The organism is Sediminibacterium sp. (assembly GCF_030695065.1).
Classification (GTDB): Bacteria; Bacteroidota; Bacteroidia; order Chitinophagales; family Chitinophagaceae; genus Sediminibacterium.
This window is the reverse complement of sequence record NZ_JAUYTR010000023.1, coordinates 630,031-643,739: the sequence shown is the minus strand read 5'-3', so window position 1 is coordinate 643,739 and position 13,709 is coordinate 630,031. Positions and strand designations below refer to the sequence as shown.

Sequence of the window (13,709 nt, the reverse complement as noted above, 5' to 3'; positions counted from 1 at the left end):
AATGTTGTATCTTTGCAGCTAAATCATTCAAGTGTCGGAAAGGAATAACTTCATAGACTATATCAGAATTTTTGCCCGCAGTGGTCTCGGTGGCGCAGGTGTTAGGCATTTTATGCGCAATAAATTAACTGCAATGGGTGGACCTGATGGAGGCGATGGAGGCCGCGGTGGTCATATTATCTTAAGAGGGAATAGTAATCTTTGGACTTTATTACACTTGAGGTATTTCAAAAACGTGTTAGCCGAAAATGGAGAAAACGGTAGTAAAGACAATTGTACCGGACGAGATGGAAAAGATATTATCATTGATGTTCCATTAGGCACTGTTGCAAGAGATGAAGAGACCGGAAAAATTGAAGCCGAAATTTTAGAAGAAGGGCAAGAATATATTTGGATGCGTGGTGGTAGAGGTGGGTTGGGTAATGGCAATTTTGCTACCCCAACTAACCAAGCACCCGACCATGCACAACCAGGAGAACCTGGCATAGAAGGTTGGAAAAATATTGAGCTGAAAGTATTGGCAGACGTGGGTTTGGTAGGATTTCCAAATGCAGGAAAATCTACTTTACTGTCGTCAATAACCGCCGCTAAACCAAAAATTGCCAACTACGCATTTACTACGTTGATTCCACAATTAGGTATGGTAGAATACCGCGATTCAAAATCATTTTGCATTGCCGATTTACCGGGAATTATTGAAGGCGCTGCAGAAGGAAAAGGATTGGGACACCGTTTTTTAAGACATATTGAACGCAACTCTGTTTTATTATTTTTAATTCCAGCAGACAGCAATGACCATGGTAAAGAATTTGAGATTCTACGTCAAGAATTGAAGAATTACAATGAGGAAATGTTGCAGAAAGATTTCATCATCGCTATTAGTAAAAGCGATATGTTAGACGATGAATTAAAAGAAGCCATCAGTAAAGAATTACCATCTAATATTCCACATGTATTCATTTCTTCAGTCACCAATAAAGGCTTGACCGAGTTGAAAGACCTACTTTGGGAGACTTTGAACAAGCCAGTTAAATAAATTTAACTTATTCATTTTCAACTACTTAAGCTAAAAATTAATTTTTGTGGGTTACTTTTTAGCCCTTTCTGTATTAATGTGTATAGTGTACACTAAGCTTTTTCGTTTGCTGTTGCCATTTGAGAAGAATCTATTACTCACAGTAAAATTTGAAAAGTATGAAAAAGCAAACAATCGTTACCAGTGTTAAGAGAATCGTTTTTGGATCTGTGGTGTCTTCATTGATGTTTTTATCGGCCAACGCGTCTGTATCTCCTGTAAGAGCTTATGATATATCTACTAAGAGCAAAGCAGAAGTAAAGTACAATGGTATTGATAAAAATCAATTACACACGATTCAGGTAAAATTCAGCAACCCAACGGGTGCATCATTTAACCTAATTATTACAGATGCCAACAATGAAATGATTTTCAAAGGCAATTATGCTGACAAAGATTTCAGCAAGACTTTTAAATTTCCAAAAGACGAATCAAGTAAATTATCTTTTGTAATTGAAGAAGTAAAATCAAAAAAATCTGAGCAGTACAATGTAAGCTTTGAAACCATCAGCTTCGAAAACGCTGTAATTAGCAAAAATTAATTTAACTAATTTATCAAACAAAAAAGAGGCACTCATATGAGTGCCTCTTTTTATTTATTGTAACAATAAGTAATTATCCTACTGCTTCAGATTTCATACTCTTAGAAACTTTAGAACGTTCGTTCTCATCTAAAATAGATTTACGCATACGAATATTCTTAGGAGTTACTTCAATACACTCATCTTGTTGAATATATTCCATACACTCTTCTAAAGTAAATTGCAACTTGGGAACAATTCTAACTGCATCATCACTTCCGCTTGCACGGTGGTTAGTGAGTTTTTTCATTTCCACTGCATTCACATTTAAATCTCCTGGCTTAATATGTTCTGCAATAATTTGTCCTACATATACTTCATCTCCTGGATCAACAAAGAAAGATCCGCGATCTTGTAATTTATCAATTGAATAGGCAGTAGTTACTCCTTGGAACTTCGCAATTAATACACCATTGCTTCTTCCTGGAATTGGCCCTTTCCAAGGTTTGTAATCAATAAAACGATGTGCCATAACCGCTTCTCCAGCAGTACCAGTAAGCATTTGAGAACGTAAACCAATCAACCCTCTTGAAGGTATTTCAAATTCAAGGTGTTGCATTTCGCCCTTCGACTCCATGATTTGCATTTCACCTTTACGCTGGGTTACTAAGTCAATTACTTTACCGCTGTATTCTGAAGGCACATCTACTACTAGGTTCTCATAAGGCTCATGTTTTTTACCATCAATGGTTTTAACCAACACCTGTGGATTACCTACCGTTAATTCATATCCTTCTCTACGCATGGTTTCAACCAATACGCCTAAGTGCAAAATACCTCTACCAAATACTAAGAAACTATCTGCACTGTCGGTATCTTCTACTCTTAATGCCAAGTTCTTTTCGGTCTCTTTCATTAAACGATCACGTAAGTGACGTGAAGTAACAAACTTACCATCTCTACCAAAGAATGGTGAGTTATTAATGCTGAATGTCATACTCATGGTAGGCTCATCTACACTAATGATGGGCAAACCTTCTGGGTTTTCGATATCTGCAATGGTATCTCCAATATTGAACTCTTCTAATCCTACTACTGCACAAAGGTCTCCAGATAAAACTTCTGTTACCTTACGCTTGCCCATTCCTTCAAACACATACAATTCTTTTACTTTCATTTTCTTGAAAGTACCATCTGCTTGAACCAATGCAATTTGTTGTCCTTCTTTAATTGAACCTCTGGTTACTTTACCAATGGCTATTCTACCTAAGAAAGAAGAATAGTCTAATGAGGTAATTTGTAATTGAAGGGTTCCCTCATTTACTTTAGGAGCTGGTACATATTTAATGATACCATCCATTAAAGGGAATATGTCTTCTGTTTGTGTTAAGCTATCATTGAACCAACCGTTCTTTCCACTACCATAAAAAGTAGGGAAATTTAATTGCTCTTCTGTTGCGTCTAAGTTGAAGAATAATTCAAAAACCGCATCGTGTACCTCGTCTGGTCTACAGTTGGGCTTATCTACTTTATTAATTACCACTATAGGATGCAAGTTCAATTGCAATGCTTTCTGTAATACAAAACGAGTTTGAGGCATTGGTCCTTCAAAAGCATCCACCAATAAAATAACCCCATCGGCCATTTTCAATACGCGCTCTACTTCACCACCGAAATCACTGTGACCTGGAGTATCAATAACATTGATTTTATAGTCTTTATAGGTTACTGCAGCGTTTTTACTAAAGATGGTGATTCCACGCTCTCTTTCTAAATCATTGCTGTCCATAATTAACTCACCAGCATCCTGGTTGTCTCTAAATACTTTAGTGGCTCCTAAAATTCGGTCTACTAAAGTTGTTTTGCCATGGTCAACGTGTGCGATGATGGCAATGTTTCTTATTTCCATTATTGTGTATTTGACTCAGTATCAATCAATTAGATGATTCATACTGTTTATTTGAGCGGCAAAGGTACGGCTTTAACGTGGGGCAGCAAGTAAATAAGGGTCATTATTCTGTTAACTATACTATGGAGGATGCACAATAAACCCTAATTTTATTTTAACGCTATGCCAATGAAAGGGTTATTATTAATCATAATGGTTGCATTTTACTTGTTTGCAGGATTCTATCATTTTAAGAATCCTGGCTTTTATACGACCTTTTTTCCACCGTATTTGCATAAATGGGCTGCTACTTTAAATATACTGGCTGGCATTGCCGAAATAGTGTTGGCTATTGGATTATGCTTTTCCGCTACCAGAAATTGGGCTATTTATGGGATTATTGCTATGCTAATTGCTTTTATACCCGCTCATATTTATATGATTCAATTGGGACACTTTAAAATAGGAAGTTTTCAAATGACCCCAATGATTGGATGGGTAAGACTCCTGATTTTACAGCCCCTTTTAATGGCTTGGGCTTGGTATCTTAAAAATGTTTAATTCTAGTTTATGCGCATATTAAAATGGTTATTAGGTATTGTATTGGTATTGGGTCTTGTATATTTTGTTGGTCCTACTCCATCTACCCCAGTTTATACTTCAACCCTTCCGACTATTCCTAGCAACCCGGCTGAGTTAGTGGATTATATTTACACCAACGAAAAAAAGCACAATACCCGACCAAACAATGAAGCAAGAATTGTTTGGGCCAACGATAGTTCAAAACAGAAAACTCCTTACGCCATTGTTTACTTACATGGTTTCAGTGCCAGCCAAGAAGAGGGCAATCCAGTGCACCAGAATATTGCAAAAGAATTTGGATGCAATTTGTATTTGGCACGTTTGTCTGAACATGGTATTGATACCACAGATGCGTTGATTAATATGACTGCTGAAAGTTTATTTGAGTCTGCAAAAGAAGCGTATGCCATTGGCAAACAATTGGGTGAAAAAGTAATTTTAATGGGCACTTCTACAGGTGGTACACTTGCTTTACAATTGGCTGCGATGTATCCTGAGATTGCAGGCTTGGTTTTATATTCTCCTAATATTGCTATTAAAGATCCCAATGCATGGTTATTAAATAATCCATGGGGATTACAAATTGCGAGATTAGTAAAAGGCTCAAACTATATGGGCGTAAAAAAGGACCACCCTTTATACGAACAATATTGGAATACCAAGTATAGATTAGAAGCTACTGTACAATTGGAAGAACTATTAGAGACCGCCATGACCAAAGAGCATTTTACTAAAGTGAAACAACCACTTTTGGTATTGTATTATTATAAAAATGAAAAAGAGCAAGACCCTGTAGTAAGTGTAGCTGCAATGAAAGCAATGTTTTTACAAGTGAATACTGCATCAGAAAAGAAAAAAATGGTTTCTATTCCTAATTCAGGAAATCATGTAATGGCATCTCCTATTCAATCTAAAGATATTATTACGGTACAAAAAGAAACAGCGCAATTTCTAAATGGCGTGCTTCAGTTAAAACCAATCAACAGCATTAACTGATCCTTCACAGACCTACCGTAAAGATTCATTAACTTTAACCTTCAAATTTGCTTGCATATGCCATTGAGTAAAATTGCCGGAATCGGCATGTATGTACCTTCTAATGTTGTTACGAATAACGATCTCACTAAATACATGGAAACCAACGATGAGTGGATTCAAGAAAGAACGGGTATTAAAGAACGCAGGTACGCACATAGAACCGAAGAAACCACTACTACCATGGGAGTGGAAGCGGCTAAAATAGCGATTGAGAGAGCAGGGATTACAGCACAAGACATAGACTTCATCATTTTTGCAACACTTTCTCCAGATTATTATTTTCCAGGTTGCGGCGTATTAGTGCAACGAGCTATGAAAATGAAAGAGATTGGTGCATTAGATGTTAGAAATCAATGTAGTGGTTTTGTTTACGCATTAAGTGTGGCCGATCAATTTATTAAAACCGGAATGTATAAGAACATATTAGTGATAGGTAGCGAAAAGCATTCTTTTGGTTTAGACTTTTCTACCCGCGGCAGAAACTTATCGGTGATTTTTGGAGATGGCGCAGGGGCGGTAGTATTACAACCCGCCGAAAAGGAAGGACAAGGAATTTTGAGTACCCATTTGCATAGTGATGGTGAATCTGCAGAAATTTTAGCCATGTACAATCCTGGTTCACATGCCAATCATTGGGGTACTAAAGACTATGCAAGTTTTGATGACGCAGAAATTTCTCAAATGTTTATGAGTCATCAAATGATTGACAACGCACAAAATTTCCCTTACATGGATGGTCCTGCTGTATTTAAAAAAGCAGTAGTGAAGTTTCCAGAAGTAATAATGGAATCATTGGCAAAAAATGGATACCAGTCTACTGATATTAGTATGCTGATTCCACATCAAGCCAATTTACGCATTAGTCAATTTGTACAACAGAAATTAAAATTACAAGACCACCAGGTTTATAATAATATCATGAACTATGGTAATACAACAGCTGCGTCCATTCCGATAGCGCTTTGTGAAGCTTGGGAAAAAGGAATGATAAAAGAAGGAGACTTAGTTTGCTTAGCTGCTTTTGGTAGCGGGTTTACTTGGGCTAGTGCATTAATGAAATGGTAGCAATACCGAGGAACGAATTCCATGACAAGAAAAATTATTTATTTAATCAACCCAATATCTGGTACATCAAAAAAAGATAAAATCAGAGAGCTGGTTGAAAAAGTGACTGCTGCAAAAGGTATTGAATACCGCGTATTTCATACCAATGCTGGTGGTGACTATGAATTCTTAAGAGAGCATATAGTAAAAGAACATTTTACCGATGTTGTAATATTAGGGGGTGATGGTACAGTGAATCAGGTAACTGGAGCATTAAGAGACACAGGAGTACATTTTGGAATCATACCTGTAGGATCTGGGAATGGCCTTGCCCGTGCAGCGGGTATTCCTACTAGCATGAAAGCTGCCATAGAATTAATTTTTAAAGGACATGCAGAAGCAGTAGATGCATTTACTGTGAATGGCGCGTATGCATGTATGCTGAGTGGAATGGGATTTGATGCACAAGTTGCGCATGACTTTGCGCAAAAATCTTCAAGGGGATTATTCACTTATACACAACAAAGCATTATTCAATTTTTTAAAGCAAATCCGTATCAATTTGAAATTGTATTGGATAACTTTTCTTTTTTCACAGATGCCTTTTTTATCAGTATCGCCAATAGCAATCAATTTGGAAACAACGCCATCATAGCACCTCAAGCCAGCTTATCGGATGGATTATTAGATATTGTAATTGTTCAGAAAATGAACAAGGCCAAATTGCCTTTTGCCATTTTAAGACAGATGCGCGGAAATAATAAAGTACAACAACTGGTTGAAGACATGAGCACTAAAAATATTCTTTATTTTCAAACCCCTTCGTTGCATATCAAGAATCCTAAATTAGCACCATTACATATTGATGGAGAGCCAAGAGATGCGGTTGAAGAATTGCAAGTAGAAATTATACCAAAAGCATTTTTGCTAATTAAGACTAAAGGGAAATAATACCCATTTTTATCCTATTTTATAACTTGTTGCAATCGTTCAAACTCTTGTTGATTCAAGGGATTGTTGACCGCTTGTGCAATATCACGTTTTTCAGCTGCGGTTAAGTGAAAGCTTAAACTAGCTGGAGCTTCTTTTTTTGATGGTATATATTGAAAGGAGAATCGATAAAAATTATTTCCATATGCTTTATGCAAATAATCCAATTGGTCATGCTGATAATAGTCTTGAATCTTGAACCAATTATTTTGTAATATTAAAAAAGGCTTGGTTAAAAAACCAATCAATGAATTACTTTCCAATGGTTTATCCCAATCACTTAAACTTCTATCACGTATCTGAATTAAAATTACTTTAGCTGTATTTGCTTGTAGCCAATCTTTAAATACAGAAATAAATCTTAGTGCAGATTCTTGGCCATAATTGTCTCTTAAACCAGCGTCCATTACATCAATAACCGGATTGGTTGGCAACCATACATTGGGCAAAACATAAGGAAATGTTGCATTCATTCTAAGCGCTGATAATAAATTAATATCGTTGCTTTTTTGATTATATAAAAAGCTATTGAAATCGATTGCATCAGGATCAAAAGACATGATATTGGTGGTATCTGATACTGGTCGCATTAAAAAACGAACTGGCCTAGAAGCAATAATCATTTTTCGGCCATCACGAGTTATCACCGAATTAAAGAAAACGGAGGGAATGGTGGCTGTTGCTTCCGCCTGCTCATAATCACGAACTCTTTTATGCATAATTCCACCAGTATTCTCTTTTAGTTTCTCTTCAAATGCATACCCCCTATCTTTTACATACTCAAACCCATTTGTGGTGAATTTTTGTGCAGGACCCAACATATCTCTTGTTAAGAAAGAGGAAAATAATGGGCTTAATAAATCTTTAGAAATATTGTTTACATACTGCTTGTCCTGCAAATTAATAGGGTTGCCTTTAATCTTTTCATGGTACAATTCCCTAAAATATACTGCCCCCAACATACCACCCGAAGCCCCATTAATCAACAAGGTCTTTTTCATGAGTTTCCCCTGCATTATACTATCCAAATATTGCAGGGTATTCATTGTAAAAGTAGCACTTCTGGTTCCGCCACCACTGGTATTAATGATGTACATAATGGGCTTTTCTTGACCCTGTTGAGCCTTCCAATTATTGAGTATTTCTAAAAAAGCAGCTTTGTCTTTTTCTACAGAATCTATAGATGCTAAATGTTGTATTGATTCTCTGGTATATTCGGGCCTTCCCGAGCCCTTGGCATAATCTAATCCGTATGCTTTGTTTCTAGGATCAATGATTTCATATTGGTATAAAATATTGGCTAATAAATATGCCGCAATAACAGTAACAAATGTATAAGAGCGTAAAAATAATGTGAGTGCCCCCGATGCAGCAATTAAAATAGCTAGCAACAACGTAATACTTGATGCTGCTGGTAGTTGAAACAATTTAGTATCAGAACTAAATCCTACTAAGATTAAAAAAACAAATGCAATCATGATGGCAATAATGGCTGCAAAATGATGTCGGTTAAAAACAGCTTCTAAAAAATCAGGATTGTAATGTTTTACATTTCTTGGTTTACGTAATTTAAATGCAGCACTAAAAAACCAATCAACTCTTAAATCTTGTTTTAAATCGGGCTCTTTGTGTTTGTCAGGAATTAAATCGTAACGCTTATTGGCGTCTGTTATAGTTGCAGAAATAGTGCTGTAAATTTTTTTATCAGCACCAAAAAAATATAGAAAAGCAAAAGCAATTGATAGTATAAATCCTCCTGTATAACCCAATGCAAGCTTAATAAAATCGGATAGTAAAAACAATTCCTGATTGATGGTATACTGGTACGCTTCAACCAAATAAAATATTAAAAAGGAAAATGGAATAATAGCATTGTTGATACAGTATTTTAAAAACGGTTGTGCAGTGGTAGCCAAAAATTGAATTCGACCACTATTCAAAATAAATGTGGTAATATTCCAACTCATCATAAAAACACCCGATGTAACACCAACTATGGCGGTACTTAAAGGGCTAATATTACCAAAATATTCTGGCGCTAGAAATAATGAATATGCTCCAAAGGTTTTCATGAAACTACCACCAACCGTTGCAAATAAAATATACCAAAAGAATAAAAATATCTGGTACCTACGAAAATGCAACAACAACAGTTGTATTGGGAATGAATACCAAAAACCTATCAGATATCGCTTCATTAAATGGACAAGCAGCACAATAATGGTTTTTGTGTTGCTATTTAAATTTAGCAAATTTTAGGCCGAACAAGAAATAAAATGGTTACTAATGATAGTAATAATAACATTCCTGTGAGTTGATGCAGTTGTGCCATCCACTCAAAACTTCCCCAAATACCAGGCACAATAGTGCTACTTGTTAAAACAGAAGCAATACCTAATATTACTTGAAGAAATGTGAATAATAAAGGAAACTTAGCAGCAGTTAGCAAAGTAGGCGTTTTCGCTACTTTAAATAATTTAATAGACCATAAGATCATTAACACTAAAATCAAATAAGCTAACCCTCTGTGTATAAAATGTATTAATGTGGTATTATCAATAAAATTTAATAATAATGGTTGATGACTAAATAAATTATCTGGAACCCATGCACCATTAATAGTAGGCCATGTTGCTGCAACATTGGCTGCTTTATGCCCTGCCATTAAAGCCCCATATATTAATTGAAGTATTAATAACCCAATCAACAGTACATTTTGTTTTCGCAACAATTTACTTACCACTAAATGATTAGTAGGAACCAATAATTTTAATGCAAACCAATAAGTATAACTCAATAAACCCAAGGCCAAAATAAAATGCAGTGCTAACCGAGTGGGCTTTACATAAACCGCATCACCTGTTAATCCACTCGCAACCATGATCCAACCCACTAATCCTTGTAGAGCACCTAAGAGAAACAAGACCAATAAAGATCCCACCATTTCTTTTTTAAATGCTTTCTTAAAGATGAACCATGCAAATCCAAATGCAAAAACCAATCCAATTAACCTAGCCCATAAGCGATGGAACCACTCCCAGAAAAAAATGAATTTGAAATCGTCTAACTGAAATTCAAAATTTAATAACTGAAACTGTGGAGTCTGTTTGTATTTAGCAAATTCAGCTAACCATGCTGCTTCGTTTAATGGAGGCAATGTACCCGTAATCACTTCCCATTGCGTAATAGATAATCCACTTCCTGTTAATCTGGTTATTCCTCCCAATGCAATTTGAATGATGGTCATTCCCACACCAATCAATAACCAAATGGCTACCTGCTTATTAGAACGATCTACTACTATCATATTTCTGTTTGTTTCCGCGTTTGTACAAAGGTATAACACACAAACTTCGGAATTGATTGATGTTTAAGTAGTTTTACCAAATGTTACCCGCTTTTTACCAAGAAAATCAAATTGAAGCAGGCTGTGATGAAGCAGGAAGAGGTTGTTATGCTGGCCCTGTGTTTGCCGCTGCAGTTATTTTACCTATCAACTTTAAACATCCTTTGTTAAATGATAGTAAACAGGTAGGCCCTAAACATCGCAAGATTTTAAGAGAAGTGATTGAATCTAATGCCATTGCATGGTCGGTAGCAAGTGTAGAAGCAGAAGAAATTGATAGAATCAATATCTTGAAAGCCAGTTTTAAAGCCATGCATATGGCGATTGATCAACTAAAAACAAAACCTGAATTTTTATTGATTGATGGGAATCGATTTCCAGCCTATAAAAAAATTCCCCATTTATGTATTGTAAAAGGTGATGGCAAGTATGCATCTATAGCTGCAGCCAGTATTCTTGCTAAAACCTATAGAGATGCATATATGGAAAAAATTCATGCTCAGTTTCCGCAATACGGTTGGAACAGTAATAAAGGTTATGGTACATTAGAACATCGGTTGGCAATTGAAGCCAATGGGCTTTGCCAACACCATAGAAGAAGTTTTAATATTAGTCCTACTCAAATGGAAATGCCGTTTTAACCAACTTCATCCCAGGAGCCTGCGCCTAATCGCACCAGCTCATATGGATCTTTGGTGCAATCAATAATGGTAGAGGGTATCATTCCCCCATTACCCCCATGAATTACAATGTCAACGAGTTTTTCAAAATTTTCGTACATAATATCTGGATCTGTATATTCTTCTACCATTTCGCCTGGAAGCGACGCAGACAACAATGGATGACCCAATTCTGAAACTATTGTTCTAGCAATATTATTATCTGGAATTCTAAGACCAATGGTACTTTTTTTATTCTGCAGAATTTTGGGCACTTCTTTGCTGGCTGGCAAAATAAATGTGTAAGGTCCTGGTAAATGACTTTTTAGCAAACGATACAATGGGGTATCGGTGGTTTTACAATACTTACTCAAATCGCTTAAATCGTTACAAATGAAGCTGAGTTGGGCTTTGGCCGGATCAACCTGTTTAATTCTTGCAATTCTTTCTACTGCTTTTGGTTGAAATATATCACAACCCAATCCATAAATGGTATCGGTTGGATAAATAATCACCCCTCCAGATAACAAACAGTCTACCACTGTTTTAATATGACGGGGATTGGGATTATCTGGATGAATGTGAAGCAGCATACATAAAGTTACTTAAAAAAGGAAGGCGGTTTTAGCCGCCCTCTGTTTGTTTGTAACCCCTGGTTAAAAAATACATCTCTACAAAGTAGTCACCCTTTATGAAGATGGAGGATAAAAATAACGTAGGGAATAATAACTATTTAGGGCAGTTCTAGCCAAAAAAAACCGTGATTTAACGGTGTAAAAATCGTATAATTAATAATTTCTATTCAATATTATTTAGTTACTTCATACTGCTGTTTAGTAATACCCCCGATTTTACTAAATCAACTGTATGAAGAAAATCGTTTTGGTAGACGACCACGTCCTTTTAAGGAATGGGCTCGCTGGAATTATTGCTGGTTTTGGAAATTTTACTGTTTTATTCGAAGCCAACAATGGGAGTCATTTTATTGAACAACTAGATGCAAACAACTTACCCGATATTGTTTTGCTAGATGTTACTATGCCTGTAATGAACGGCTTTGAAACAGCAGAATGGATATACTGCAATCATCCCAACATTAAAGTAATGGTTTTAAGTATGCTAAACGATGAGCGTACTGTAATTAAGATGTTGAAGTTTGGAGCAATGGGTTATATGACCAAAGACACCGATCCAAAAGAGTTGAATAGAGCTTTGAATGAACTCTACAATAAAGGCATATATTTTAATCAATTACTCTGTTACAATTTGGTTCATTCAATTAGAAATGGAGTAGAAGAACCCAATGACGAATACCAAACTTTCTTGAACCTTCCAGAGAGAGAAAAAGATTTCTTAAAACTATTAGCCACCGACTTAACATTAAAAGAAATTGCAGCGAAAATGAATTTGAGCCCTAGAACTATTGATGGTTATAGAGATAATTTATTTGAAAAAGTTAAAGTAAGCAACAGAGTTGGATTAGTATTATTTGCACTCAGAAACAATCTTATCCAATTATAGTACTAATCTTTAATTTCCCAAACTTCTCTACCACGCAGTAATTGATCTAGGTTTCCTTTTCCTTTAGTAGCAATGGTTTCTTCAATTTGCAGGGCCAACATGTCTTCGTAACAAGGACGTTCTGTTTCATAAAATACGCCGAATGGTCTAGGGAATTGAAAATTAGATTGATGTGGATCGTCAAACATTCTAATTAATGTTTGTGCTTTGTAAAAATCTTTTTCATCGTGAATCCAACAATCGTCTGCACTAAAGTTTTCACCTAGTTCAACCACTTCGGGTTGCAAACCATTTAAGCGAATACCCTTGTTTTGATTGGCACCAAATACCAATGGCTTTCCTTGCTCTAAGAACAAATCATGATCGGCTTTAGAAGATTTTTCAGTAAAAATTTCAAAAGCACCGTCATTAAAAATATTACAGTTCTGATAAATCTCTAAGAAGGAAGCACCCTTATGTTGATGAGAACGCGTTAATAAAGTTTGCAAATGCTTGGGATCACGATCCATTGAACGAGCAATAAAAGTAGCATCTGCACCCATGGCCAAAGCCAATGGATTAAATGGATGATCAATACTACCAAATGGCGTACTCTTGGTAACTTTATTGGTTTCAGAAGTGGGTGAATATTGTCCTTTTGTTAAACCATAAATTTGGTTATTGAACAACATGATATTGACATCAAAATTTCTTCTGAGTAAATGAATGGTATGATTACCTCCAATGCTTAAGCCATCTCCATCTCCTGTAACAATCCACACACTTAATTCTGGTCTGGTTGCTTTCAATCCACTAGCAATAGCAGTAGCTCTTCCATGAATACTGTGCATACCAAATGTATTCATATAATAAGGAAAACGGCTACTACAACCAATTCCACTAATGATTACAATATTTTCTTTAGGCACTCCAATACCTGGCATAATTTTTTGAACCTGTGCTAATATTGAATAGTCTCCACAACCTGGGCACCAACGTACTTCCTGATCTGTTGCAAAATCTTTTGCGGTTAAAGTAGGTGCTGCTATTGTTTCTGTAGCCATGT

At 36.0% G+C, this 13,709-nt stretch carries 13 protein-coding genes; 8 read left to right on the top strand and 5 right to left on the bottom strand.

Annotated features, from left to right (window positions below; all coding sequences use genetic code 11):
- Positions 1–31: 31 nt before the first annotated feature.
- Both obgE and Q8S25_RS13600 read left to right on the top strand, forming a co-directional pair.
- Positions 32–1,036, top strand: coding sequence for a GTPase ObgE (obgE, locus tag Q8S25_RS13605; protein ID WP_305538676.1), 1,005 nt, complete (start codon positions 32–34; stop codon positions 1,034–1,036).
- A gap of 158 nt (positions 1,037–1,194) precedes the next feature.
- A complete protein-coding gene (locus Q8S25_RS13600; RefSeq protein ID WP_305538674.1) occupies positions 1,195–1,617 on the top strand; it encodes a hypothetical protein in 423 nt (140 codons plus the stop codon).
- Positions 1,618–1,690: 73 nt separating this feature from the next.
- On the opposite strand, the gene typA is transcribed toward Q8S25_RS13600, so the two are convergent.
- On the bottom strand, positions 1,691–3,505 hold the full coding sequence (gene typA, locus Q8S25_RS13595) for a translational GTPase TypA (RefSeq protein ID WP_295187034.1): 1,815 nt from the start codon (positions 3,503–3,505) through the stop codon (positions 1,691–1,693).
- A gap of 168 nt (positions 3,506–3,673) precedes the next feature.
- Here typA and Q8S25_RS13590 point away from each other — a divergent pair, with 168 nt between their 5' ends.
- The 4 genes from Q8S25_RS13590 to Q8S25_RS13575 are packed head-to-tail and all read left to right on the top strand — an operon-like array spanning position 3,674 to position 7,099.
- The gene (locus Q8S25_RS13590; RefSeq protein WP_305538672.1) at positions 3,674–4,045 is read left to right on the top strand and encodes a hypothetical protein; all 372 of its coding nucleotides are present in this window, start codon (positions 3,674–3,676) and stop codon (positions 4,043–4,045) included.
- 9 nt (positions 4,046–4,054) lie between these two features.
- Positions 4,055–5,062 carry a carboxylesterase gene (locus tag Q8S25_RS13585; RefSeq protein WP_305538670.1) on the top strand — a complete coding sequence of 336 codons (1,008 nt, stop codon included), beginning with the start codon at positions 4,055–4,057 and terminating at the stop codon, positions 5,060–5,062.
- 57 nt (positions 5,063–5,119) lie between these two features.
- Complete coding sequence (locus Q8S25_RS13580) at positions 5,120–6,169, top strand: 3-oxoacyl-ACP synthase III family protein (protein WP_305538668.1); 1,050 nt, start codon at positions 5,120–5,122, stop codon at positions 6,167–6,169.
- Between the two features lie 21 nt (positions 6,170–6,190).
- Positions 6,191–7,099: a diacylglycerol kinase family protein gene (locus Q8S25_RS13575; RefSeq protein ID WP_305538666.1), complete on the top strand. Its 909-nt coding sequence runs from the start codon at positions 6,191–6,193 to the stop codon at positions 7,097–7,099.
- A 14-nt stretch (positions 7,100–7,113) separates the two neighbouring features.
- On the opposite strand, the gene Q8S25_RS13570 is transcribed toward Q8S25_RS13575, so the two are convergent.
- Together Q8S25_RS13570 and Q8S25_RS13565 are read right to left on the bottom strand one after the other, a co-directional pair.
- Complete coding sequence (locus Q8S25_RS13570; RefSeq protein WP_305538664.1) at positions 7,114–9,210, bottom strand: patatin-like phospholipase family protein; 2,097 nt, start codon at positions 9,208–9,210, stop codon at positions 7,114–7,116.
- Positions 9,211–9,383: 173 nt separating this feature from the next.
- Positions 9,384–10,445 (bottom strand): COX15/CtaA family protein, encoded by a 1,062-nt coding sequence (locus tag Q8S25_RS13565; RefSeq protein ID WP_305538662.1) that lies wholly within the window; start codon positions 10,443–10,445, stop codon positions 9,384–9,386.
- An 80-nt stretch (positions 10,446–10,525) separates the two neighbouring features.
- On the opposite strand from Q8S25_RS13565, the gene Q8S25_RS13560 reads away from it, so the two are divergent.
- The gene (locus tag Q8S25_RS13560) at positions 10,526–11,125 is read left to right on the top strand and encodes a ribonuclease HII (RefSeq protein ID WP_305538660.1); all 600 of its coding nucleotides are present in this window, start codon (positions 10,526–10,528) and stop codon (positions 11,123–11,125) included.
- On the opposite strand, the gene Q8S25_RS13555 is transcribed toward Q8S25_RS13560, so the two are convergent.
- On the bottom strand, positions 11,122–11,736 hold the full coding sequence (locus Q8S25_RS13555; RefSeq protein WP_305538658.1) for an L-threonylcarbamoyladenylate synthase: 615 nt from the start codon (positions 11,734–11,736) through the stop codon (positions 11,122–11,124). The two genes, Q8S25_RS13560 and Q8S25_RS13555, sit on opposite strands and share 4 nt — an antisense overlap.
- A 274-nt stretch (positions 11,737–12,010) precedes the next feature.
- Between Q8S25_RS13555 and Q8S25_RS13550 the strand changes: the two genes are divergently transcribed.
- Complete coding sequence (locus tag Q8S25_RS13550) at positions 12,011–12,664, top strand: response regulator transcription factor (RefSeq protein ID WP_305538656.1); 654 nt, start codon at positions 12,011–12,013, stop codon at positions 12,662–12,664.
- A 2-nt stretch (positions 12,665–12,666) separates the two neighbouring features.
- Here the strand turns inward: Q8S25_RS13550 and Q8S25_RS13545 are convergent, their stop codons facing one another.
- Positions 12,667–13,707 carry a 2-oxoacid:ferredoxin oxidoreductase subunit beta gene (locus Q8S25_RS13545; RefSeq protein ID WP_305538654.1) on the bottom strand — a complete coding sequence of 347 codons (1,041 nt, stop codon included), beginning with the start codon at positions 13,705–13,707 and terminating at the stop codon, positions 12,667–12,669.
- Between the last annotated feature and the right edge of the window lie 2 nt (positions 13,708–13,709).